Origin of the sequence: Acinetobacter halobius (genome assembly GCF_044130335.1) — a bacterium.
Taxonomy (GTDB): domain Bacteria; phylum Pseudomonadota; class Gammaproteobacteria; order Pseudomonadales; family Moraxellaceae; genus Acinetobacter.
The window spans coordinates 371,009-393,230 of record NZ_JBIQOD010000001.1 but is presented as its reverse complement, the minus strand read 5'-3'; the positions used below and the strand labels follow the sequence as shown (position 1 = coordinate 393,230).

19 protein-coding genes, 1 other RNA gene and 1 pseudogene are annotated in these 22,222 nt (G+C 41.5%); 15 read left to right on the top strand and 6 right to left on the bottom strand.

What is annotated here, in order from left to right; genetic code table 11:
- Positions 1-43: 43 nt before the first annotated feature.
- The 9 genes and pseudogenes from adeR (at position 44) to ACE01U_RS01800 (ending at position 10,020) form a co-directional block, all read left to right on the top strand.
- Complete coding sequence (gene adeR / locus ACE01U_RS01840) at positions 44-778, top strand: efflux system response regulator transcription factor AdeR (protein WP_291373933.1); 735 nt, start codon at positions 44-46, stop codon at positions 776-778.
- 57 nt (positions 779-835) lie between these two features.
- Positions 836-1,915 carry a two-component sensor histidine kinase AdeS gene (adeS, locus tag ACE01U_RS01835; RefSeq protein WP_395553130.1) on the top strand — a complete coding sequence of 360 codons (1,080 nt, stop codon included), beginning with the start codon at positions 836-838 and terminating at the stop codon, positions 1,913-1,915.
- A 48-nt stretch (positions 1,916-1,963) separates the two neighbouring features.
- Complete coding sequence (locus tag ACE01U_RS01830) at positions 1,964-2,398, top strand: GNAT family N-acetyltransferase (protein WP_395553129.1); 435 nt, start codon at positions 1,964-1,966, stop codon at positions 2,396-2,398.
- Positions 2,399-2,554: 156 nt separating this feature from the next.
- On the top strand, positions 2,555-3,466 hold the full coding sequence (gene mumR / locus ACE01U_RS01825; RefSeq protein WP_395553128.1) for a LysR family transcriptional regulator MumR: 912 nt from the start codon (positions 2,555-2,557) through the stop codon (positions 3,464-3,466).
- A gap of 344 nt (positions 3,467-3,810) precedes the next feature.
- Positions 3,811-5,065, top strand: a pseudogene (locus ACE01U_RS01820) (NRAMP family divalent metal transporter).
- Positions 5,066-5,100: 35 nt separating this feature from the next.
- Positions 5,101-5,883 carry a LamB/YcsF family protein gene (locus tag ACE01U_RS01815; protein WP_395553127.1) on the top strand — a complete coding sequence of 261 codons (783 nt, stop codon included), beginning with the start codon at positions 5,101-5,103 and terminating at the stop codon, positions 5,881-5,883.
- On the top strand, positions 5,876-6,682 hold the full coding sequence (locus ACE01U_RS01810; protein ID WP_395553126.1) for a putative hydro-lyase: 807 nt from the start codon (positions 5,876-5,878) through the stop codon (positions 6,680-6,682). Before ACE01U_RS01815 ends, ACE01U_RS01810 begins: the two co-directional genes overlap by 8 nt.
- A 33-nt stretch (positions 6,683-6,715) precedes the next feature.
- A complete protein-coding gene (locus ACE01U_RS01805) occupies positions 6,716-8,299 on the top strand; it encodes a 5-oxoprolinase subunit B/C family protein (RefSeq protein WP_395553125.1) in 1,584 nt (527 codons plus the stop codon).
- Entirely contained in the window at positions 8,299-10,020 is a 1,722-nt protein-coding gene (locus ACE01U_RS01800) for an acetyl/propionyl/methylcrotonyl-CoA carboxylase subunit alpha (RefSeq protein ID WP_395553181.1), read from the top strand. The genes ACE01U_RS01805 and ACE01U_RS01800 overlap by 1 nt, the downstream gene beginning before the upstream one ends.
- A gap of 285 nt (positions 10,021-10,305) precedes the next feature.
- On the opposite strand, the gene ssrS is transcribed toward ACE01U_RS01800, so the two are convergent.
- The 3 genes from ssrS to ACE01U_RS01785 all read right to left on the bottom strand — a co-directional run bounded on the left by ssrS (position 10,306) and on the right by ACE01U_RS01785 (position 11,429).
- Positions 10,306-10,490: non-coding RNA, 6S RNA (ssrS, locus tag ACE01U_RS01795), on the bottom strand.
- Between the two features lie 100 nt (positions 10,491-10,590).
- Entirely contained in the window at positions 10,591-10,875 is a 285-nt protein-coding gene (locus ACE01U_RS01790) for a cell division protein ZapA (protein WP_395553124.1), read from the bottom strand.
- Positions 10,876-10,877: 2 nt separating this feature from the next.
- Positions 10,878-11,429, bottom strand: coding sequence for a hypothetical protein (locus ACE01U_RS01785; RefSeq protein WP_234951478.1), 552 nt, complete (start codon positions 11,427-11,429; stop codon positions 10,878-10,880).
- A 64-nt stretch (positions 11,430-11,493) separates the two neighbouring features.
- Here ACE01U_RS01785 and ACE01U_RS01780 point away from each other — a divergent pair, with 64 nt between their 5' ends.
- The 6 genes from ACE01U_RS01780 (at position 11,494) to ACE01U_RS01755 (ending at position 19,157) form a co-directional block, all read left to right on the top strand.
- Positions 11,494-12,126 (top strand): UPF0149 family protein, encoded by a 633-nt coding sequence (locus ACE01U_RS01780; RefSeq protein ID WP_086207824.1) that lies wholly within the window; start codon positions 11,494-11,496, stop codon positions 12,124-12,126.
- 80 nt (positions 12,127-12,206) lie between these two features.
- A complete protein-coding gene (gene pepP, locus ACE01U_RS01775; protein WP_119063014.1) occupies positions 12,207-13,529 on the top strand; it encodes a Xaa-Pro aminopeptidase in 1,323 nt (440 codons plus the stop codon).
- Between the two features lie 182 nt (positions 13,530-13,711).
- On the top strand, positions 13,712-15,889 hold the full coding sequence (locus ACE01U_RS01770; RefSeq protein ID WP_395553180.1) for a TonB-dependent receptor: 2,178 nt from the start codon (positions 13,712-13,714) through the stop codon (positions 15,887-15,889).
- 391 nt (positions 15,890-16,280) lie between these two features.
- Positions 16,281-17,489 (top strand): 2-octaprenyl-6-methoxyphenyl hydroxylase, encoded by a 1,209-nt coding sequence (gene ubiH / locus ACE01U_RS01765; RefSeq protein WP_086207820.1) that lies wholly within the window; start codon positions 16,281-16,283, stop codon positions 17,487-17,489.
- Positions 17,486-18,730 (top strand): FAD-dependent monooxygenase, encoded by a 1,245-nt coding sequence (locus ACE01U_RS01760; protein WP_395553123.1) that lies wholly within the window; start codon positions 17,486-17,488, stop codon positions 18,728-18,730. Before ubiH ends, ACE01U_RS01760 begins: the two co-directional genes overlap by 4 nt.
- A 175-nt stretch (positions 18,731-18,905) precedes the next feature.
- Positions 18,906-19,157: a hypothetical protein gene (locus ACE01U_RS01755; RefSeq protein ID WP_086207818.1), complete on the top strand. Its 252-nt coding sequence runs from the start codon at positions 18,906-18,908 to the stop codon at positions 19,155-19,157.
- A 123-nt stretch (positions 19,158-19,280) separates the two neighbouring features.
- On the opposite strand, the gene ACE01U_RS01750 is transcribed toward ACE01U_RS01755, so the two are convergent.
- The 3 genes from ACE01U_RS01750 to hflD all read right to left on the bottom strand — a co-directional run bounded on the left by ACE01U_RS01750 (position 19,281) and on the right by hflD (position 22,210).
- Positions 19,281-19,937, bottom strand: a complete 657-nt coding sequence (locus ACE01U_RS01750; protein ID WP_395553122.1) for a DUF2238 domain-containing protein — start codon at positions 19,935-19,937, stop codon at positions 19,281-19,283.
- Between the two features lie 95 nt (positions 19,938-20,032).
- The gene (gene purB / locus ACE01U_RS01745; RefSeq protein ID WP_395553121.1) at positions 20,033-21,421 is read right to left on the bottom strand and encodes an adenylosuccinate lyase; all 1,389 of its coding nucleotides are present in this window, start codon (positions 21,419-21,421) and stop codon (positions 20,033-20,035) included.
- Between the two features lie 57 nt (positions 21,422-21,478).
- Entirely contained in the window at positions 21,479-22,210 is a 732-nt protein-coding gene (gene hflD, locus ACE01U_RS01740; protein ID WP_086207815.1) for a high frequency lysogenization protein HflD, read from the bottom strand.
- Positions 22,211-22,222 lie beyond the last annotated feature (12 nt).

Here is a 22,222-nt window from a genome sequence, read left to right as displayed (position 1 = left end):
GGCGTATTATGGAGATTGACTGAAATTATTCGATAACCTATTCATGTTCGAAGCTTCATTTTCTTTTGATTGCCATGACAAACAGATTCTTGTTGTAGAAGATGAGTATGAGATTGGCGATATTATCGAGCACTATTTAAAACGTGAAGGGATGCACGTGATTCGTGCGATGAATGGCAAGCAAGCAATTGAAATACATGCAGCACAAGTAATTGATCTAATTGTGCTCGATATTAAGTTGCCTGAGCTAAACGGTTGGGAAGTGCTAAGTAAAATTCGTCAAAAAGCACAAACGCCTGTCATCATGTTGACAGCACTCGATCAAGATATTGATAAAGTGATGGCACTCAGAATTGGTGCGGATGACTTTGTGGTCAAACCGTTCAACCCAAATGAAGTGGTTGCACGGGTGCAAGCGGTCTTAAGACGAACTCAGCACAGTATGCAAGCCCAGCAGAAGCACTTGTTGTATAGAAATATTGAAATTAATACAGAACTTCGTAGTGTCTATGTACAGCGACAGAATAAAAAGATTTTACTGAATCTGACGTTAACGGAATATAAAATTCTTCTGTTAATGATTGATCATCCACATAAAGTATTTAGTCGTAGTGAGCTGATGAACCAATGCTTGCCAGATAGTGATGCGCTTGAACGTACAGTTGACAGTCATGTGAGTAAGTTAAGAAAGAAACTTGAAGAGCAAGGACTTGAGCAGATACTAATGAATGTACGTGGGGTCGGGTACCGATTAGATCAGCCAAAAGACTTGCAATGAGTAATATAAAACCGTGCAAGATGTGGAGAATGCGAAGGAATAGGGCTAGAAAATAATATGAAAAATAAGTCAGGTATTAGTACACAGTTATTTATCGCCTTAAGTATTGTCAATTTAAGCGTGACGCTATTTTCTATTGTTCTCGGGTACTTTATTTATGACTACGCGATTGATGCAGGTTGGATTACTTTAAGCGCATTGCAAGAAGACTGGAATGAATTTCATTTTGTCGATTGGATTTGGTTGGCGACCGTGATTTTCTGTGGCTCAGTTATTTCTTTAATCATTGGGATGTATCTCGCACAGCGGTTTATTCGCCCCCTCAATTTTTTGGTCGAAGCTGCTAAGAAAATTAGTCAGGGGGATTTGTCCGCAAGGGCTGAAGATACACAAGGACACTCGATTGAAATTTCTGAGTTGGTACAACATTTTAATGATATGGCATATAAACTTGAAGTTTCTGTACAAAATGCGCAAGTTTGGAATGCCGCAATTGCCCATGAACTTCGAACTCCTATCACGATTTTACAGGGACGTTTGCAAGGCATGGTAGATGGTGTTTTTGAACCCAATCCAGCCTTAATCAAGAGTTTATTAAACCAAGTTGAAGGCCTTTCTCATTTGGTGGAAGACTTACGTACGCTGAGTTTGGTTGAAAATCAACAGCTACGTTTAAATTATGAATGGGTTAATCTGCAAGACAGTGTTGATAAGGTATTGAAAATATTTGAAGAGCGTTTGATACAGGCAGATTTAACACCAGTATTGGATTTGGAAACAACGCCTGTTTTTTGTGACCAACGCCGTATTGAACAAATATTGATTGCTTTGATTGATAATGCTATTCGTTATGCAAATGCAGGAAAGTTAACTATTTCATCTCAAACTGATGGAAAAATGTGGCAGCTAAAAGTTGCTGATAATGGACCAGGGCTTGCTGAAGAATTTCAACAACATTTATTCGACCCGTTCTTTCGCTTGGAACAGTCACGCAATAAAGAGTTTGGTGGAACTGGCCTTGGACTTGCGGTGGTCAATGCCATTGTGATTGCACATAAGGGCACAGTGCATTATGAAAACCTAAACTCAAACAGCATTTTTACCATTCAAATGGGCATTGGCAGTAGTCGAGAATAAGCGTTTGAGCTTAATGGTATTTATTGAAAATAAAATTTAGAGAAGTATATGCAATTGATTAGACTGGCCACGCAACATGATATCAAATCAATTTTTGATATCCGAATCAGTGTAAAAGAAAATCACCTTTCCCTAGAGCAATTGACAGAGATGGGTATTACCCCAATTTCAGTTTTGGCGATGATGGAAAGTGAACCATGTATTTGGGTTGTGGAAAAGGCAGGGATGGTACTTGGTTTCTCAATAGTTGATTTTAAAGCGGGGATGGTTTTTGCAAGTTTTGTACATCCCGATCATGAAGGGAAAGGCTTTGGAAAACAGTTAATGAAAGAGGCAGAAGCCTTATTATTTCAAAAATATAATCGTATTTACTTAGAAACAGATTCAAAAAGTCGGGCATATCAGTTTTATAAGCACTTAGGTTGGAATACTGTTGAATTTTATGCAAATGGTGATGTCAAAATGGAAAAACTTAAACCTTAAAAGAGCTTTGATAAATTACTTTTTAGATCAAAATATTATGCTGTATAAATTTAGATCTACTGGTTTTTATCCTATTTTGTGGACTGAATTCTCATCACTTAAAAAGAGTGGTAACTACTGTACGATAACTGGAATCGAATAAGGACAAGATTTAAGGTGAATTTAAAAAGTCTAGAGGCATTTTATTGGGTTGTGACCTTAAATAGCTTCAATAAGGCTGCTGCAAAATTACAAACCACTCAGCCTGCGGTTTCCCAAAAAATCACTGCTCTAGAAAATGATTTAGGTTTTAAAGTCCTTGATCGCGGTTTTCGACAGCTTAAACCCACCTATAAAGGCATGACCCTGTTTAAATATGCCGAAAAGTTTATGCGTTTGGAAACCGATTTGGTGGCCGAGCTAACTGAAAACCAACACCTCACAGGAACGATTCGTTTAGGTGTTTCGGAGACGATTGTTTATACGTGGTTGGTTGAATATATCGAAAAAGTACAAAAAGAATTTCCCAAAGTTTCTGTGGAAATTGTGGTGGATTTAACTCCAAATTTGCAAGAAGGTGTGCGTACAGGGGATTTGGACATGGCCTTTTTGCTGGGCCCGACTTTGGCTTTCGAGTGTGTAGAGCAGGCGCTGTGTGACTTTGAACTGAGTTTTTTGGCAGCTCCATCTTTTAAAGGTGGTGTAGGTCAAATGTCTTTTAAGGCATTGATGTCGCATACCATTTTAACCTATCCAAAAATTACCTATCCCTATAAAGAGCTCAAGGCCAAAATGAAAGAACAGGCACTGGATGAGCCGCTTTCAATTACCAGTTATTCGCTTGCGACCTTATTGCGTCTTGCAGAGCAAGGGTTAGGGATTGCCGTTGTGCCGACCTTAACGGCGCTAAAGGAAATTACCGATGGTCGCTTAGAAATTTTGAATACCCCGATCCAGCTAAAAACCTTTCATTTCACCTCGATTTATATGCAAGGCAATGATGCAGCCTTGAAAGAGAAATTAACCGATGTCGCAGTCACTGTTTCTGAAAGTGCAATGAAAAGACTGCTTGAGAAAATTAAAAAATAATTGAGGCGTACCAGTTTTTTGACAAGTGAAGTTACTTTATCTCAAAATGGAATTTGTTTGAAAAACCATAAACGCAGCTTATCGTGCGTGATAAGTAAAATTTATCATTAGACTTTTAATAAATAAAAAATAATAAAATACAGTCATTTAGTTTTAATAATGGATGTAAAAAGTCGTATTGTTCCTCGTGCTTGCCTATGTTCTTATTTCAAATAGAAGATTTGATCCACCATGGCTTTGGTTGGGCAACAGGGAATCTTTGTCAGTTAAAGGAATTTAAGAACAGAATTTGCAAACAAAATGATGTTCTTGGTTCAACTTGAAAATAGCGTTATTAAGCTCAAATGGACGAGGAACGCATTAAATATGTCTTTATTAAAATCTTCTTTTTTATCAGATCGCCAATGGGCCATTGTTGCTTCAATCTTCATGATGGCAACCTCCGCAATGGGGCCCGGTTTTCTCACTCAAACCGCGGTCTTTACTGTGAAATTGGGTGCGGCGTTTGGCTTTGCCATTCTCGTGTCTATTTTGATTGATTATGTGGTTCAACAAAACATTTGGCGTGTCGTCACGCTGACGCAAATGCGTGCCTCGGATATTGCCAATAAAGCCTTGCCGGGTAGTGGTTACTTACTTGCTTTTTTGGTCATTTTGGGTGGGTTCTTCTTCAGTATTGGTAATATTGCAGGCGCAGCTTTAGGTCTCAATGCCTTATTTGGATTAGACACCAAATGGGGTGGCATTTTAAGTGGTGCTTTGGCCATTTTAATTTTTGCTTCAAGAAAAGCTACGCTAGCCATGGATAAAAGCATGATCGTTTTGGGGTTGCTCAAAATCATCTTGATTATCATTGTTGCTGTCATTGTGATGCCACCTGTGGGCCAAGCTGTGCATCAAACGTTTGCACCTGACCAGATTGATTTTGCCATTATCACCACGATTGTCGGTGGAACGGTTGGCGGCTATATCTGTTATGCAGGCGCCCATCGTTTACTGGATAAAGGCGCGGTTGGCCCTGAAAATATTGATGAAGTCGCAAGAGCTGCAACCAAAGGTATTGTGGTTGTAGGCATCATGCGCTATGTGCTGTTTTTAGCTTTTTTGGGCGTGGTGGTCAGTGGTGCAACGATTGATTTAGCCAGCCATGATGCCAATCCAGCAGCACAAGCTTTTCAATATGCCGCAGGAACTTTTGGTTATAAACTATTTGGTTTGATTTTCTGGGCAGCAGGGATCAGTAGTACCATTGGCGCCGCTTATACTTCGGTTTCATTCTTTACTGCATTTAAGAAAAATCTTAGTCCAAAACAAACCAATTACACCACCATTACATTTATCGCTTTAGCGTTATTGTTGTATGTGGTACTGGGCGCGACACCTGCTGGATTATTGATCTTCGTTGGTGGCTTTAATGGTTTGGTATTGCCAATCGGTTTAACGATTTTTGTTTATGTAGCTGCTTGCCGTAAAGATATGATGGGGAATTATAACTATCCAAAATGGTTACTTATTTTGGGTGTACTCACATGTATGTTGACATGGTGGATGGGCTATATGTCCTTTACCACAGTCTTTAATTATTTAACCAAACTTTAAGCCAGACGACGGTGAAGTGATAAAGGAATTGAGCCATGTTTGTAGATTTAAATAGTGACTTAGGTGAAAGTTTTGGTTCGTGGAAAATGGGCAATGATGACCAAATTCTACCCGTGGTGACAAGTGCCAATATTGCATGTGGCTTTCATGCAGGAGATCCGCTGGGGATTTTAAAAACACTGCGTAAGGCGGTTGAATTGAATGTCACGATTGGCGCGCATGTATCTTATCCAGACCTCGTCGGTTTTGGTCGCCGTAATATGGATGTGTCACGTGATGAGCTGATTGCCGATGTGTTGTATCAAATTTCCGCACTGGATGGTTTAGCCAAAGTGGCTGGTTCTCACGTGCAATATGTGAAACCCCATGGCGCACTGTATAACACCATTGCACACGATCAAGTTCAGGCCGCTGCGGTGATTGATGCTATCAAAATGTATAACCCAGAACTGGTTTTGGTGGCACTGGCAGGTTCCCACTTGGTTGGGCAAGCACGTGCAGCAGGCTTAAAGGTTGTCTCTGAGGCATTTGCAGACCGTGCTTATAACAGTGATGGTTCATTGGTTTCACGTCGTTTGGATGGGGCTGTTTTACATGATTCGGCCTTTGTGGCACGCCGTGTGGTGTCTATGTTGAAAAATGGCGGGGTTGAGTCGATTGATGGTGTATTTACCCCTATCCAAGCCGATACGATTTGCTTACACGGTGACACAGCGGGTGCCTTAGAGATGTCGGCTGCGATTAAAGCTGAACTGTTAAATCATCATATTGAAATTCGTCCCTTTGTCTTAAAGCATGAGGAAGTGCGCAATGTATAAGGATATTCGTGTCGATTCAGCGCAGCTTGAAGCCGCTTTAGCTGCGCGTTTAAAAATTCGTGCAGGCTTTGACAAACCAACGGCGGGTATGGCTGCGGGCATGACGCAGGTCAATATGATTTCAGTGCCTAAAGATTGGGCTTATGATTTTCTACTCTATGCTCATCGCAATCCGCAAAGCTGTCCTGTTTTAGACGTGCTAGAGGAAGGTGTATATGCCACGAGACTGGCAGAAAACTCAGATATACGTACTGACTTTCCACGTTATCGTATCTGGAAAGACGGTGAAATGGTGGATGAAGTAACCGATGCGAGTGACATTTATCATGCGCATCCTGACTTAGTGACGTTTTTAATTGGCTGTAGTTTCTCTTTTGAAACAGCACTGCAGGAGGCGGGCATTGAAGTTCGTCATATCCATGATCAGACCAATGTACCGATGTATTTGAGTAATATTCAATGTCAGCCTGCGGGGCGTATTTCGGGCAATATGGTGGTTTCTATGCGCCCGATTCCATCCCATCAAATTACGGATGTAGTCAAAATTACAGCACGGATGCCGAGTGTGCATGGTGCACCCGTGCATATTGGGCATCCTGAAGGTTTAGGCATTCGTGATGTGAATCAGCCAGATTTTGGCGATGCTTCACGTATTGAGGCTGGGGAAATTCCTGTGTTTTGGGCTTGTGGCGTAACCCCACAAGCAGCGGTAATGAACTCAAAAATTCCTTTTGCTATTAGCCATGCACCTGGTCATATGTTTATTACCGATATTCCTGATCGTGCATGGATAGGTTAAGTGGCACTAAAGAACAATTAAAAGGATAAGCACATGCGTTTTTTATCGGTAAACGCGGATTGTTTTCTCATAGAGCTTGCCAGCCTAGAGGAAACATTGGCGTTGTACAATAAATTGCACACGATGCAATTGAATGGAATTAAAGACTTAGTCCCTGCTGCAAAAACGATTTTAGTTTTTTTTAATGAAATCGAGACCACTTTTAAAACACTGGTTGCTTCGATTCAGACTGTAAAAATTGGTTCAGGCGTTGAGCGTAATGTCGAAGAGCTGATTATTCCTATCTGCTATACGGGTGAAGACCTTGCTCAGGTTGCAGAGTTACAAGGGCTTTCAATTGCCGATGTTATCTTGAAGCATCGTCAAAGTGTTTGGAATGTAGCTTTTATTGGCTTTGCGCCGGGCTTTGCTTATATGAGCAGTCCCGATCGACCTTTTACAGATATTCCTCGTTTAGTCGTACCACGTAAAAAAATACCGTCGGGTTCTTTGGGACTGGCAGGACAATATTCAGGGATTTACCCGAAAGACAGTCCAGGAGGTTGGCAGCTGATCGGTACGACTGCTGAAAAAATGTGGGATTTGGAGCGTAAAAATCCAGCGCTACTGTTACCGGGAATGACTGTACATTTTGAAGATGTCACGCATCAACCGACCACGGTTAGCATAGCACAGCAAGTCACTCGTAAAGTTGAGCCGAAACAATCCATGCCTTTGTTTACGGTAACTGCACCGAGCCTACAGATGTTGATTCAAGATGAAGGGCGTTTTAACCAGACCAATATTGGTGTGGGTGTTGCAGGGGCGATGGATGTATCGGCGATGCACAGTGCCAATCGAATTGTCGGTAACCCAACTGCGACGCCTGTGATTGAAGTTTTAAATGGTGGTTTGAAAGCCAAAATGCATCAGTCCGCAGTCATTGCGGTTACGGGAGCAATTTCAAACATCCATGTGAAATTTAGTGATGGCCAAAAGGCTGACTTTGAGAGCTATCAAGCGATTGCCCTTGATGATGGTGATGAATTTCAGATTCAAGCACCGACGGCAGGGCTGAGAAATTATCTGGCAATTCGTGGCGGTATCGACGTGCAACCTGTGCTGAAGAGTGCATCATTTGATAGTTTGGCCCTATTGGGGCCAGAACCTCTAAAAACGGGGGATACGGTTTATCAAGGACAGGTTGAAGTTTCAAATATTAGTGTCACCGAAGTTGCAAAGTTGAACTTGCCCAAAGTCGGCGATCTGGTTGAGCTCGACATTGTGATGGGACCGCGAACGGATTGGTTCGAAGCAGAGAGCATTGAGCGTTTATGTCAGCAAGCTTGGTTGGTGACCAATGAGAGTAATAGGGTTGGACTGAGACTCTCAGGTGAGCAGCCTTTGCAGCGCAAAATTCCCCATGAGTTGGAAAGTGAGGGAACTTGTATTGGTGCCTTACAGATTCCACCCAGTGGTCAACCTGTACTGTTTATGAACGACCATCCTTTAACTGGCGGCTACCCCGTCATTGCTTCTGTGGCGAAGCACCATTGGGACCTAGTGGCGCAGATTCCAGCAGGGTGCCAAATCAAATTTAAAAAAATGACCGAATTTACAGATTTTGAGAATGAATGATGACGACTGAAAAATTATTAATTGCAAACCGCGGTGAAATTGCTGTTCGTATTATTCATGCTTGCCGTGATATGGGTATTAGCTCAGTTGCGTTATATGCCGATGACGATATGGACAGTATGCATGTCGAGCTGGCGGATGAAGCATGGGGGTTGGCGGGTGCAACTGCACGTGAAACCTATTTGAATATTCCAGCCATTCTTGATGTTGCTAAAAAATCCAAAGCAACCATGGTTCATCCGGGTTATGGTTTTTTATCTGAACGTGCTGAATTTGCACAGGCAGTGATTGATGCGGGCTTAAAGTGGGTCGGACCATCGCCAAGTGCCATTGAAAAATTGGGTGATAAAATTGAAGCACGTAAAATCGCCGCTTCAGTGGGCGCACCTTTAGTTCAAGGCACACAAGACCCCTTAAATAATGCTGATGAAGCCCTCGATTTTGCAAAGCGGTTTGGTTTACCTATTGCGATTAAAGCCGCATTTGGCGGTGGTGGTCGAGGTTTAAAAGTCGTTTGGAAACTGGAAGATGTAAAAGAGCTGTATGATTCGGCTGTACGTGAAGCGCAAGCTGCCTTTGGTCGTGGTGAGTGTTTTGTTGAACAATACCTAGATCAACCACGCCATGTCGAAGCGCAAGTGATTGCGGATCAACATGGCAATGTAGTGGTTTTAGGTACACGTGATTGTTCGCTACAGCGTCGTAATCAGAAGTTGGTTGAAGAAGCGCCAGCGCCTTTTATCAGCGATGAGATATATCAACAAATTTTAACTTCGGCTAAAAATATCTGTCAGGCAGCCAACTATGTCGGTGCGGGTACAGTTGAATATTTGCTGAGCCGTGATGGAAAGCTTTCATTTTTAGAGGTGAATACCCGTTTGCAGGTGGAGCACCCTGTCACGGAAGAAACAGCCAAAGTCGATTTGGTGGTTGAGCAAATTCGCGTAGCTCAGGGGCATAAACTTTCAATCAAAGAAACCCCGAAAGTACAAGGGCATGCCATTGAGTTTCGTATCAATGCTGAAGACCCTGCTCGTGGCTTCATCCCTGCATTTGGTGTATTGAGTTTATTTGAAGCACCGTTTGGTCAGGGCGTACGCGTAGACACAGGTGTTCGTACAGGCTCTTTGGTATCGAGTCATTTTGATTCGCTCATGGCAAAACTGATTATCACAGGTCCAACACGTGAGGTTGTGATTGCTCGTGCAAAACGTGCGCTGAAGCAATTTAAAATTGAAGGGGTTGCTTCGGTTTTAGACTTTCACCGTGCTGTATTAAGTGAAGCTGATTTTGCCGACACATTTAATGTCCATACTCGTTGGATTGAAAATGATTTTAAATACGACTTAAAGCCAACGAAACGCAGTATTCCGAATCATCAACAACCGATGTTACTCAGCTATATTGAAATTGATGGAAAATTACATCGTTTAGGCTTACCAGCGGGCATGTTTGCACAAAACTCTACCATCACTGCTCAAGACCAACCAGCTACAGAAACAGCCATGCGTGCTGAACATTTACTTGCACCGATCAATGGCGTGATTAGCGCTTGGAAAGTAGAAAACGGGGAGCAGGTCGCAGAGGGGCAAGTGGTGGCAATTATGGAAGCCATGAAAATGGAAGTCCCTGTACTGGCACATCAAAGCGGAGTGATTCAATTGACGGTTCTGCAAGGAGCGACTTGTCACGCAGAACATATTATTGGATCGATTTGCTAAAAATTTAATCATCTGAATGAACCTGATGCAGCATGCAGCTAAGTCAGGTTTTCATTTGGAAATTCTTAAAAATTGGGGGCTAGTTAGCTGTGCTTTATAGACAAATGAAATAGTAAAATGACTTGATAAAGATTCAATAGCCCAATGAAAGTGTTATTTTAAGAGTTAGGGATATTCAATAATCATTTTGTTCAGTAGCAAGAAGACAAGATAAAAATGCTAAACCTGAAAAATAAAAATTAAAGAGTATTAGCAATGTATCTAATTATTATTTTTAACTAAATAAAGTACTCCGAAGATGCCGCTGCATGTGTCGTTACCCTGAACCCGATGAGTTCAAGGTGGACGCGACGTATACTTGCTGGGTTTCCCGCTCGAAGACGGGCATACACTCTAAATATACAGAACACAATCCATAAGTTTAAGTATCGGCAGGGGAATAGACCCGCTGGCGAACACCTCAGAGTTGCATTAAGTATAACGCATCTCACGTTGATGGCAACTCATAGACCGCTACGAACTGTAAACTCGTGCACAAGTGTTGATAGTTTATGCAAAAATGAAAGCACTTTAGGTAAATTCTTTAACGTCTTCAATAATGCTCGCTAACAAACGTTCTGCATGTGCATATTCTTGTAGCGTTTTATTCATAGACAGAACTTCTTGCATTAACTCAAGCGCCACCATAATGATGATTTTACTAGGTTCTACACGTGGTGCTTTACGACGAAATTCATCATATTTATCATTCAAAAGTAGCGCTGCACGTTCAAGGTCAGCTTTCTCTTTTTCTGTTGTGACTAAACGAAAACTATGACCTAAGACACGTAATTCAACAGTAATTTGTTCACTCATGATTAAACTTCCTCACCAGCTTCTGTTGGATGGGCAAGTTGCTGAATTTCTTGCGCGTGATGGTCTTGCTCCGTACCTAAAATAGCTAAACGTTGGATGATGGCTTCGACTTTAGCTTTGGCATGTTCATTTTTTTGTAACAATCTTTCACGTTCTTGCTGAAGTGCTTGGATTTCTTGCTGCGCTTGACGCTGATCATTGTTCATTTTTTCTTTAATTGCACGTAATTCATTACGTTCAGCCAAGATTTCCTGAAAGCGATTTTTTAAATCCGTACAACTTTTTTCCAAACGGCTATAACGATCGGCCAAAGCAGTCGCATCAGTATTCAAGTGTTGATATTGGGTCTGAGCGCTACTTAATTGCTCAGTTAAATCATCAATTTGTTCTTGTTTCTGGGTAATTAAGCTATTTTTTTGCACAACTTGAGAACGGTGCTGTTCTTCAGCATCCAGTTTGGCTGCATTTAAAGTGCTATTTTCACTTTCAAAATGAGCAAGTCGCGTTTTTAAAACGCCAATATGCGCCTGTAGACGCTGTAATTCTTCTAACATATCGTGGTCGCACAGTGTTGCAAACAAAGGTAATATATAAGAAGTATAGAGATTGGATAAACGAATGCAAGACGATATTTCAGGTTGGTCAGAATGGCAGCCAAATTTTTCTAAAATTGAAGAGATTTCTAGCCCAAGTGAGTTACATGGTTTGCTTACAGGTATCATTTGTGTAACTCAGGCACCAAGTCGTGAGGAATGGCAACATATCTTAGCGACTTTAGAAATTCCAGAGTTAAGCGAAGAAGCTTTGGCTTTATTAGCAGATGAAGCTGAAGATGTCTCACATGCACTTTCTGAAGACGAATTGGACTATTTACCATTACTTCCCGATGACACGCATACGCTCGCAGACCGTGTACAAGCTTTGGCGGATTGGTGCGCAGGCGTAGTGCTGGGCTTCGGTTTGGCGTCAGGTCATATTCGTCCAGATGAAATGGAGCTGATTGAACATTTACAAGATGTGGCAGCAGTTGAGTTTGAAGAAACTGATGATGATGAAGAGGGTGAGGAGAGCTATCAAGAGTTATATGAGTTTGTTCGTTTAATTCCTGTGAGCTTATCTGTCGGTCGCAAAAAGATTGCAGTTGAGGAAAGTTCTTTACTTAAACACTTTCATAACAAGCAACAAGCGGATCGTTCTGTAACAGAAGCGAACAATGTTGTAGAAATGTTTACACCGCATCGCCCAAGCTAATTGGCATAAGACTTGCTGCGCGTACAAGATAAGGTGCGCGTGGCACTTTTATTCTTTGGTATAAAAAAGACAGATCAAACATGAAACTAACGCAAGTGGATTTTCAGGAACGCCGTGACCGTTTGGCTGAACAAATGGGTCCGAATAGTATTGCCATTATCGCAACTAGCCCGGTGGCGATGCGTAATCGTGATGCAGACTATAAATACCGTACCGATAGCAGCTTTTTTTATCTGACCGGTTTTGCTGAGCCCGAAGCCGTGGCGGTCATCGAAACCTTTGCCGAAGACGATGAAGATGGTTATAGCTACAGTTTGTTCTGCCGTGAACGTGACCGTGAGATGGAAATCTGGAATGGTTATCGTGCAGGTGTAGATGGTGCGGTAGAAGACTATGAAGCTGATGAAGCCTATGCGATAGATTTGTTAGATGAAGAAATCATTGAAAAACTTTTAAGCAAAGAAAAATTATTCTATCGCATTGGGCAACAACCTGAATTTGATGCGCGTGTAGCAAAATGGATCACGACTGCTAACGGTGAGTCACGTCGTGGGACTGCTGCACCTGCGCAAGTCATTCAGCTAGACCGCATTTTAGATGAAATGCGTTTGTTTAAATCAGAACAAGAAATTGCATTGATGCAAACAGCTTCTGATATTTCTGCACAAGCTCATACTCGTGCCATGCAAACCGTTAAGCCAGGCATGATGGAATATGCTCTAGAAGCTGAACTGAATTATGTATTTGGTCAAAATGGCTGCGTGCCGTCGTATAACAGCATTGTTGGTGGTGGTGAAAATGCTTGCATTCTGCACTATGTAGAGAACAATAAAGAGCTAAAAGATGGTGATTTGGTCTTAATCGACGCAGCATGTGAATATGAATACTATGCTTCAGACATTACCCGTACTTTTCCCGTCAACGGAAAGTTCAGCCCTGAGCAAAAAGCACTTTATAATGTAGTCCTCGATGCACAACTTGCTGCAATTGACGCAGTGCGTATAGGAAACTCGTATAAAGAACCACATAATGTTGCTGTGCGTATCTTAGTTCAAGGTTTGCTTGATTTGGGCATTATGCAAGGTGATATTGAAGAGATTATCCAAAAGGAAAGTTTCCGTCAGTTTTATATGCATGGCACAGGACACTGGTTGGGTATGGACGTTCACGATGTGGGTTCATATAAACAAGAAGGTGTGTGGCGTGCCTATGAAGAAGGCATGGTAGTGACGGTTGAACCGGGCTTGTACATTGCACCTGATGATGAGACTGTCGATGCGAAATGGCGTGGCATTGGTATTCGTATTGAAGATGACATCGTCGCAACCCAAAACGGCCCACTGAATTTGACTGTGAAAGTGGTGAAGTCGGTAGAAGAGATAGAAGCGTTAATGGCACGATAAATATCATTTACTGTATAAAAGCCGATCATGAGATCGGCTTTTATTTTTCATGAGATGTCTATTTTAAATAGAAAAAAGAACTACTCCCTAAAAATATTAGAAATTTATTGCATTGCAAATATTAATGATTATTATTTGCATAAAATTAAAAAAGGAACGTAAATATTATGAATACAAAACACATGCATCACCTGATCCCATTTGTATCTTGTGTAAGCTTTTTATTAACTCAAACTGCACATGCAGATGATTCAAAAGAAAATACATCTGTACAACAGTTAGAAACGATGACATTTACAGCTTCACGTGCTGATGGTCTACAAGAAAAATCCAAACAAACGAGCAAAATAGATGAAAAACAGTTGGAGCTTTTAAAGCAAGGTTCAGCAGGTAATATTGGGACGGTGTTAGCTAAAACTGTGCCTGGCCTTGCAGATTCAAGTCGTACAATTACCGATTTTGGACAAACCTTACGTGGGCGAAATGCGCTGATTTTGGTTGATGGTATTCCTCTTAATTTAAGTCGAGAAACCTCTAGGGGGTTATCAGGTATTGATCCAGAAAGTATTCAGAATATTGAAGTTATTCGAGGAAGTAACGCTATTTATGGTGGTGGTGCAACAGGTGGTATCATTTCAATCACTACCAAAAGTGCAGGTGGTGAACCAACAGCAAAAACCGTTGTCGGTTTTCAAACCCCATTAACTAACTTTAGCCGTGATGCTTTAAGTGCAGATATCCATCAGTATTTTTCAGGTCGTTTAAATGATTGGGACTATGCCCTAGATTTTGGATATAAGCGTACAGGCAGTTCTTACGATGCGAGCGGGGATCGTATCGCACCAGAGCCGAGCCAAGGTGATCTATTTGACTCTGATGCTTATAGTGTTGGCGGTAAGTTGGGCTATCATATTGATGATAATCAATATATTCAGATATCAGCAAATTACTATACCGCGGACCAAGATTCGGAATACGCTTCAGATCCAAGTGTGGCGAAACTACCCGCTGGCAGTGTGCCTGCTAAAGCCATCAAAGGTTTAAAGTTGGCTGATCAGAACCAAAATGAAAGTCAGGTCTATAATTTAACGTATAAAAATAAAGATCTTCTAGGGAGTAACTTCGACTCTCAGATCTATTATCGTGACTTCTATACACGCTTTAATCCAACGGATGGCAGGAATCAAGCGAACCGTGCGAATACCATTAATCAGGGGTATCAAGAAAATGAGGTATTCGGAAGTCGTTTTACGTTCAATACACCACTGCACTTTTTAGGCGATAGCTCATTGGTGTGGGGTGGTGACTTTATTCGTGAACAAAGTGAAATGCCTTTGGATACCTTTGATCCTGTAATTTATGATCAGTCTGGTGGACTTGAGTTTGTTAAAAATGGAAATCTTATCTACCTACCAGAGCTTACAACACAAAGTGTGGGTGTGTTTGCACAATTAAAACATCGTTTCAATGATCAATGGTCCGCTGAAGTGGGTGCTCGTTATGAAGACAGCTTTGCAGAGGTCGATGATTTCATTCCACTCACCCAAGCCAATAAACCCAATCCTTATACAGTGAAGGGTGGAAAAGTTAAAGCAGATGCATGGTTATACAATGCGAGCGTCACCTTTAGTCCAGTAGAAGAACATTCGATTTATGCCTCTTTTAGTCAGGGCTTTCAGCTTCCAGATGTTGGTTTAGTTATTCGTAATGCAAATACTGGATTTGATTTAGGCTCTTCATTTTTAGAACCTGTCAAGGTTGATAACTATGAATTGGGTTGGAATGGTAATTTTGATCGTATTTCATCAAGTTTAGCTGTGTTCTACTCGGCTTCAGATTTAGGTGCAGTACAGTCATTTAATAATGGTTTGAGTCTTGCACGAACAAAGGAAGAAGTCACAGGAGTTGAAGGGACTATTGACTATCTAACCCAAGATGAAATTTGGGGATTTGGTGGTAGTGCTACATGGATGAAGGGCCGCGAAACACCGCAAGGGCGAAGTGAAGATCAAAAAATGACAGGATATCGTATTCCGCCATTAAAACTGACTTCTTATATTGCTTATAATCCATCAGATACATGGACAAATCGTTTACAAGCCACCTATTGGGGTTCTCAGGATTATCGCTTAGATGGTAAAGAGAGCTTTGGTCGATATGATGCAAAGACATATACAACCGTTGATTTGATGAGTAGCTTTGATGTTAATGCAAAGAATAATGTCAGTATTGGATTAGAAAATATTTTCAACCGAAAATATTATCCTTTATACAGTCAACTACTTCGTAGCAATAACAATATGAGTCATTTATTGGCTTCGGGAATCACATTAAAGGTCGCATATAGTCATAAGTGGTAATTTAAAAATTATTATAATATAGGTTTAATGATGCTTGGTCGTGAGGGCTGGGCATTATTGCTCATAATATTCATCAGAAATGATGGCTGTGAGTTTGAATAGTTCATGTTTGAACTAATGAAAAATTATATTTAAATCAGTTTATTAAATTTTTCTAAACTATGTTCCATAATTTTTATAAATTAGCTCTAACAAAGGTTTGACCGAAGATGGAATAACAGTTTAATAAATTGTCATCTGCATAACTTTTGCATAAGAGCTTTACAGTGAAAGTACGCAAAAACATCCATTTCATTATAAAAAAGAAAATCTTTGATGTAATATAAATCCATTAAAACTTATAGGTATTTGAAGTTTTTGACTTTAGGTACACCATAAAAAGGATAGAAGCATGCAACAAGAAGTCATCATAGTTGGTGGTGGTATGGTCGGACTCAGTCTGGCGTTGATGTTAGCCAAACAAAACATTGCGGTGAAGCTTTTAGAAGCGATCAAATACCCAAATTATGATGATGTAAACCTTGTGCCATACCATTCTAGCTTTGATGCAAGAAACAGCGCACTTTCACGTCGTACAGTCCAAATTTACCAAGAACTGGGCTTATGGAGTGCGTTACAAGAACATGCAACGCCTATTTTAGAAGTAAATATCACCGAACAAGGTAGCTTTGGTAAGGCGCGTCTTAAAGCTGAACAAGAAAAAGTCGAAAGCTTCGGGCAAGTCATCGAAAACGCATGGCTCGGTCGTGTGCTACTGACAGAAGTTCAAAAACAGCCACTTATTGAGTTGATTGATGGTGTACAAGTCACTCAACTAACGCAAGATGCTGATTTGGCGTACATTGAAGCAAACCGTGGAGAAGATGAACTTTCAATGCAAGCAAAACTCATTATTGCTGCAGATGGGCGTGATTCATTCTGCCGTAAAGCTTTAGGAATAGGCGCTTCAGAACATGACTATGACCAAGTCGCTATTGTGACTACCGTACAAACCTCAAAACCGCACAACCATGTGGGTTTCGAGCGCTTTAGTAGTTTAGGGCCATTGGCATTGTTACCGCTTCCGGGTGAATACCGTCGTTCTGTGGTGTGGCCTGTGCAAAAGGGTACTGAAGGGGAATGGTTGGGCGATGAAAATGACCAACACTTTTTAAATGCCTTACAAGAAACCTATGGCGATCGTGCAGGTAAATTCCAAAAAACAGGTAAGCGTTTTAGTTTTCCATTATCACAAGTACTAGCAGAAAAGCAGGCCGCAGGACGGGTGGTGTTAATGGGCAATGCCGCGCATACCATTCACCCCGTTGCAGGGCAAGGTTTTAACCTATGTATGCGTGATGCGCACGTTTTGGTCCGTTATTTAACGGAACAAAGTGCGCAAGATGCAGACTTGGGTGATGCAACGATGTTGCAATCCTATGAAGCTTCACGTTTGACTGACCAACAGCGTGTAATTAAGTTCTGCGACTCTGTAGTGCGTGGTTTTAGCAACAGCAACCCGATCTTAAAATTTATTCGAAACACGGGGCTGGTCGCATTTGATACAATTCCAGGCATTAAACCGCTAGTAGCTAACTATGCCATGGGGCTAAAAGCATGAGCCAAGTTCAAGCTGATATTTTAGATGTGGTGATCATCGGTGGTGGTTTAGTTGGCGGACTGACAGCCTTACTTTTAGCACAGGGTGGTGTGCAAGCGACAGTACTGGATGCTGCGCCTATTTTAGATGAACAAAAAACGCTAAGCATTGCCAACCCACGTGTTTTGGCACTCAGTCAAGCAACGATACATTTGCTTAAAACCATTGATGTTTGGGATAAAATTGCCCGCCAGATGCCCTATAGCGGCATGCAGGTGTGGAATAAAAATGGCTATGGTGAAATTAACTTTGGTCATGCGTCCCAGCAGGAACCACAAGGCGAACAAGCTCTCGGTTCTATGGTTGAGCCAAGTTTGCTCAATTTAGCGATTCAACAGCAGATGCTTAATGTACTCAATGATTACCGCACCCAAGTTAAAGTTGCCCGTGTCGAAGAAGGTGTTGGGTTATGGTATATCCATTTAGCTGATGGCACGGTGCTAAAAACCAAACTGGTGATTGGCGCAGATGGTGCAAACTCTTTTGTACGAGAGCAAGCATTTATTGATATTGATGTACTCGACTACAAACAAGCAGGCTTGAGTTGCGCCATTCGGACGGCACAGCCACATCAATATGTTGCACGTCAGATTTTCTTAGAAACTGGCCCTTTGGCATTTTTACCGATGGCGAGTTTAAAAGCGGAACAAGCAGGACATTGGCAGTCGATCGTATGGACTTTACCTGATGACTATGCAGAAGTATATGCAGCCCTTTCAGATGCTGAATTTACCGAGCTGTTAACGCGAGAAAGTCACCACATGTTAGGCGAAGTGTTGGAAGCGACACCGCGTGCTACTTTCCCACTCAAAGCACGTGCTGCACAACAATATGTTAAAGCGGGTTTGGCTTTAATTGGTGATGCGGCTCATGTGATTCATCCGTTGGCGGGACAGGGGGTGAATATCGGTTGTCTTGATGCAGCTGTACTATGTGATGCATTACTACATGATCTAGCACGTGGCGTATGGGCAAATGAGCAAACATTGAAGCGTTATGAACACCGCCGTAAAGGACAAAATGATGCCATGATGCATAGCATGTCTGCGATTGGTTGGATGGAAACTACACAACTCTTTCCCGTAGTGTGGGCACGAAACTTTGGTTTGAAACAGGTTGAAAAATTGCCTGTATTAAAAGATGCTTTTATGACACAGGCCAATGGTTTAGGGTTGCTCAAAGAGACGCGTTATGCTGTCTAAGACGGGAAGTGTTATTTTTTAGCCAGTCGTAAAATAAGATTACGATTTTGATTAAAAAAGATACGATTTTCTGTTGAATAAGACTATGCGAAAGGCTGAGAGCTTGTTAAATTTCAACATAATTGAAAACCAGTAATACATTGGAACCTTAAAGGTCATTTGTGGGGAGATTAAGATGACTGATTCAAATGATTATGATGATGTAGAAGACTCAGCGGTTGATGAGGACGAAGCTCAAGCCGCTGAAAAGGGCGCATCAGATTCTTCTGAAAATGCAGCAAGTGATGGTGATGTTGCCGAAGCTGAGACACTCACTGTGACTGCGAAATTGAAACAGCGCCAAGCGCTAGAAGATGAAGTGGCTGCTTTTCTCGCACGTGGTGGTCGTATCACAGAAGTGCCAGCAGATGAGTCTGCAAAAGATTGATGTTTATAAAACACCACCAATGTGGTGTTTTTTTATGGTCTGCTTAAAGTTTCGTGCATCAATTACAATACGTGCAATCAATTTTGTACAGTCGTCAGTTGCCTCTATTCGACTAACTGCTGATTAGCTTTTAAATAAGTAAATGATGCCTGTGATGATTGAGCCAACGGTTGCTAATAGCATATCTTTGTGAGCATCCCACATGTCACCTTGCTGGCCATTATAATTTTCAGCCTCTTCAGGTGATAAGCCCATCGCAATCAGCCATTCAATCCATTCATAAATCAGACTGCTTGCCATCACAAATTGAATTACCAAAAGGAATAGTGTCAGTTTTGAAAGTTGCGGTAACCAGACTTGAAATACACGATAGAAAAATGGGTAGAGCAGTAGACCGTATGCTAAATGTACAAAGCGATCATACATATTACGTGTCCAACCTAAACTCTGATTGAGGTCAAGGTTTAAGTATTGGATCGACCATTCATTATAGGGTACATAAGAATACAGATAATGTGCGCCAAGTATATGAATCAGCAAAAAAACAATATACAGCACAAAACTCATCAAGCTGAGTCCGAGTTTATACAAACAAATGATCAGCGTAATTAGCATGAACACAGTTCCGACCTGATGCAAGATATAAGAGCTGAGTTCAAGCGGGTGGATTGAAGCCAAAGCCACTGCTAAACAAAGCAGGATGAGACAGATCCAATGTGGCCTTTCCAGTTGATTGTTGATGGGATTTTCTGTGGTTGATGTTTTCAGTATGGTTGTCATCTTTTTATTTTTTCAATGAGATGTGTGCAATATGCTTGTTTGTATTATAAATAAAAAAGCGAAGCCTAAGCTTCGCTTTTTTTAATTTCTAAAAGTTAGATTTTAGAAATTAAGTCCGCAACTTGTTTTGCTTGTTCAGCTGCATTACCTGTATAGGTTGCAGGCGTCATTTCCGCTAAACGTGCACGGTCAGCAGCAGGAACAGCTTCAAGTTCATTACCATTAACGAAGTCAACCATCATGTCACGCGTCATCGCTTGACCACGTGTTAATGCTTTTAATTTTTCGTATGGCTTTTCAACGTTGTAACGACGCATAACGGTTTGAATTGGTTCAGCTAGAACTTCTTGCGCATTGTTCAAGTCTTCGTCAATACGTGCAGCATTCAGTTCAAGTTTACCAATGCCTTTTGAACATGCTTCAAAAGCAATCAAGCTTTGTGCAAAACCAACACCCATGTTACGCAGTACAGTTGAGTCCGTTAGGTCACGCTGCCAGCGAGAAATAGGCAGTTTTTCACCCAAGTGAGCCAATACTGCATTGGCTAAGCCTAAGTTACCTTCTGAGTTTTCAAAGTCAATTGGGTTCACTTTGTGTGGCATTGTTGAAGAACCCACTTCACCGTCTTTCAGTTTTTGCTTGAAGAAACCTAAAGAGATGTAGCCCCAAACGTCACGGTTAAAGTCGATCAAAATTGTATTGAAACGACGTAAAGCATCAAACAGTTCCGCCATGTAGTCATGTGGTTCGATTTGAGTAGTGTATGGGTTAAAGCTTAGACCTAAAGACTCAACGAATGCTTGTGAGTGTGCAGGCCAGTTAATGTCTGGGTAAGCAGAAAGGTGAGCGTTATAGTTACCTACCGCACCGTTAATTTTGCCTAAAAGTTCAACTTGTTTGAATTGTTTGATTTGGCGTGCAAGACGATATGCTACGTTCGCCATTTCTTTACCCAAAGTGGTTGGACTTGCAGTCTGACCATGTGTACGAGACAACATTGGTTGGTCAGCATGTTTTTCAGACAATGCCACGATTGAGTCAATGATTTGCTGCATAGAGGCAACCAATACATCACGACCACTTTTCAGCATTAGTGCATGAGACAAGTTGTTGATGTCTTCAGATGTACATGCAAAGTGAATGAATTCACCTGCATTTTTAAGTTCTTCAATACCTTCAATTTTTTCTTTCAGGAAGTATTCAACCGCTTTTACATCGTGATTTGTAGTGCGTTCGATTTCTTTGATACGATTTGCATCGCTTTCAGAAAAATCAGCAACAATTGCATCAAGTGCAGTATTGGTCGCAGCGCTAAATGCAGGGACTTCAGTGATTTCTGGACGGTTTGCAAGCGCTTGTAACCAACGCACTTCAACAGTCACACGAGCATGGATTAAACCAAACTCAGAGAGGAAAGGACGAAGCGCATCACATTTGTTAGCGTAGCGTCCATCTAATGGAGAAAGTGCGGTTAAAGCGTTCATAGCGATTCCTTAAACTTTGGAATTAAACGTAAAACTAAAAAGCCCGTCGATCATGTGTTAAATCACCTGATACTGTAAACGAGCGAGATCTTGAATATCTTTAAGCAATTTGCGTTTGCTAAACACCATGCCCCATGAACTTCCACCGAGCTGACGCCATAAATGTGCCAATTGTAAGCCTGTAAAGAGGGAAGCACGAATGCGGTTGGTATGTGATGAATCTTTAAATGCTTCTGCATTGCCTCGCACCATAATGCGTGGGTTAATTTGTCCTGCTGTGTCTACGTAGGTTTGTGCGAGGTTGGCAATGATGCTTGGGTGCAAATAGTTATTATCGAAAAAAGAAAGCTGTCTTAAAATTTTTTGTTGGGACTGTTCAATAATTTCAACGAATTTGGGGTTGCTATACACTTTCTTTTCTAATTGTAAGAGTGCCATGGCATAGGTCATGGGAAGTTTAGCAGTGGATAATTTAGGAATTCGAGTTTTGGGTGAGGTATTAAAGGGTTGGGTAATGCTACTTTCTAAGGTTTTCAGTCCTAAGGAGATGTCCGCCAGCTGATGAAAGAAGTCTAAGGTTTGTCCGCTTTGGTTGCCCTTTGGTCGGATATTTAAACTGGCTTTAATCAACTGCTCTAAATAGAAGTTACCGCTTTCCCCAATACTTTGCTGACCGCTCAAGGCGGTCATATGTGTCAGTTGCGCAGACTGAAAAACAGCCGCCAACGCCAACGCTCGGTTTTGACGTTCGTTCAAAGTTTGAGGCTGTTGAAACGGTAACTCAGCCATGTCTTAAAATCC